Origin of the sequence: Pseudoalteromonas sp. SWYJZ98 (assembly GCF_015864495.1) — a bacterium.
GTDB lineage: Bacteria > Pseudomonadota > Gammaproteobacteria > Enterobacterales > Alteromonadaceae > Pseudoalteromonas > Pseudoalteromonas distincta.
Map to the genome: position 1 here is coordinate 1 of NZ_JADYXA010000085.1, position 2,157 is coordinate 2,157.

Genomic DNA, 2,157 nt, shown 5'->3' on the forward strand with positions numbered 1-2,157 from the left:
GTCGGTCTGCGACTGGATCAGTTCCTTGGCTTCGTCCAGCGCGGCGCGGCGCCCTTCGTGGTCCTTCTCGCGCTTGGCCTGCCCGCAGATTTTCAGCAACCAGCGCAGCGTGGTGGGCGCACCGCTGCCCCCGCCGAACGAGCGCCACTTGTAGTCGTACTGCTTGGGGTCGTCCTTGCTGGAGCGTGCTCCGTACTCCTTCCACAGCGCCAGCGCGTCGGACTCATGCTCGGTGCCTGCGAACTCGTGGTGCAGGGACATGCCGACGTGTGCCCAGTGGTCGTAGGAGTCGCCGTCGTTCTCCAGGTGCGACATCCAGCGCTCAACCTCGGCGAAGGACATGCCCACACGGGCCACCAAGCTCATCAGGTCATCGGCGTCGCTGGAGCTGCGCATGGCAGGCGACTCGGCCGAGCCCACCACCGTCACACCGGGGGTGGTGCGCACCAGGCGGCTCACCTCGGCCAGCAGCGCAGCGACATGCTTCTCGGTCACGACAGGCAGGTCAGAGGCGCGCAGCGACTCCAGCCCTCCCATCAGGTCCACCCACTGGTAGTCGCGGCCGGTGTCCGGGTGCTCGTGGTAGGCTACGAACTGCTGGCCCAGGCCCAGGATTTCCACCTGCTGGTGGTTGTCCTTGCCGGACGGCTTGGTGGGGTCCGTGGGGTCGAAGAACTGCACCGAGGCGCCCTTGGCCCAGCCGGCGCTGTCTGCGCGGTAGGCCAGCAGGATGCGCGGCGCGGCCCCCACACGCTCGGCCCCATCACCGAGGTTGCGGCGGCACCAGGCGATGAGCGCAGGGCCGATGACCGGGTGGCTCACGTCGATGTCCACGCCGACGATGGGGTGCGCCCCCTGGCCGCAGAGCACACCCACCCCGTGGTCAGGGTAGCGGGTCAGGTCCTCCATGCCGAGGCGGGCCTTTTGCCAGCCAGAGATTGCTGGGCGTTTTTCGCCCTTGCGGATGGGGACGATCAGGTAGCCGTTGGCGAGCAGCGCCCGGCCATGGTTGCGAAAATGGTCGGTCATCCTTGGGGGCTTTCGGCTTTCTTCTGCTTGCTCTGCTGGCGCAAGGCGATCTCACGAGCAAGCGCTGCGGTCATGGCGCCCAGTTGTTTTACAGTGTGTTTTGGCAGTACAACCAGCTTCGTTTCTTTGGGCGTCCCGGTCTGGAACGCACTGAGCATCCCCACGAAAGCCTCAGCCATGTTCGGGTCGATTGGTGCAAGAGTGGTTCGCCCATCGACCCTGATGAAGATTGCGACCTGTTCGATGTTCATGCCGCACCGCCCTTCAGCTTGGAGACGGTTTCACGCGCCTTNCGGGTCGATTGGTGCAAGAGTGGTTCGCCCATCGACCCTGATGAAGATTGCGACCTGTTCGATGTTCATGCCGCACCGCCCTTCAGCTTGGAGACGGTTTCACGCGCCTTCGTCCAGCGCTGGCCCGCGCGCACGTAGGCGTCGTGCATCTTTTCCAGCTTGCGCTCGGCCTCGGCAATGGCCTCATCGCGCGTGGCGAACAGGCCCCCCTGGTGCAGGAGCGACGGTTTGTCGCAGTTGAAGTATCCCTTGATGGAGCCAGGATAGACACCGCAGACAGACAACTGCTTCACGTTCAGCGAAGCGGTGACGTACCAGGCGGTACAGGGGAATTTGGTAGGAGAGAACAAGGCTGGCGACCTTTCTGCAAGGCGCCGCATGGTGGAGACCTGACGGAGCGCCAGCCTGTACCCCATCCGCAAAAATGGGGGTGTCAGGCCCCCACCGTGCGGCTCTGCGGGTGACGGGGAATTCTGGCTGGCGGCGTGCAGTATATCGCGTTTGCGCAAAAACACTAAACGTTTTGCGACACTCGACACTTCAGGATGCTGGTGTACACCGGGTCGATGAACTTCGCGCCCGTGTCGGCCCCGTGCCACCAGAGGTCACCGTCCATCTGCGGGATGCAGCCGCACAGCACGCTGCCGTCGGTCAGCATGATGTCCACCGTAGTGCCGAGACCGAAACCGCCGGGTTCTACCCAACCCTCGGCCGCCTCCCGCATCAACCACCCCCGCCATGCTGCCTCGATCTGCCGGACGCCGTACTGGCCGTTCGCTTCGCGCCAGAACAGGGCCTCCCGGCTGTTCGGATCACCCTCTTCCGGGTGCGACCA

The 2,157-nt window shown here is 64.7% G+C and carries 4 protein-coding genes; all 4 read right to left on the reverse strand.

Translation table 11 applies throughout. The features are described from left to right. Positions 1–1,029 (reverse strand): PriCT-2 domain-containing protein (locus I6F10_RS19845; RefSeq protein ID WP_197099297.1); only part of this gene is annotated, 1,029 nt, incomplete at its 3' end. Continuing rightward, positions 1,026–1,280: a hypothetical protein gene (locus I6F10_RS19850; protein WP_114488604.1), complete on the reverse strand. Its 255-nt coding sequence runs from the start codon at positions 1,278–1,280 to the stop codon at positions 1,026–1,028. The genes I6F10_RS19845 and I6F10_RS19850, both read right to left, overlap by 4 nt. A 107-nt stretch (positions 1,281–1,387) precedes the next feature. Then, a complete protein-coding gene (locus I6F10_RS19855) occupies positions 1,388–1,672 on the reverse strand; it encodes a hypothetical protein (protein WP_147273794.1) in 285 nt (94 codons plus the stop codon). Positions 1,673–1,836: 164 nt separating this feature from the next. Continuing rightward, on the reverse strand, positions 1,837–2,157 hold a 321-nt coding region (locus tag I6F10_RS19860), incomplete at its 5' end, for a hypothetical protein (RefSeq protein WP_197099298.1).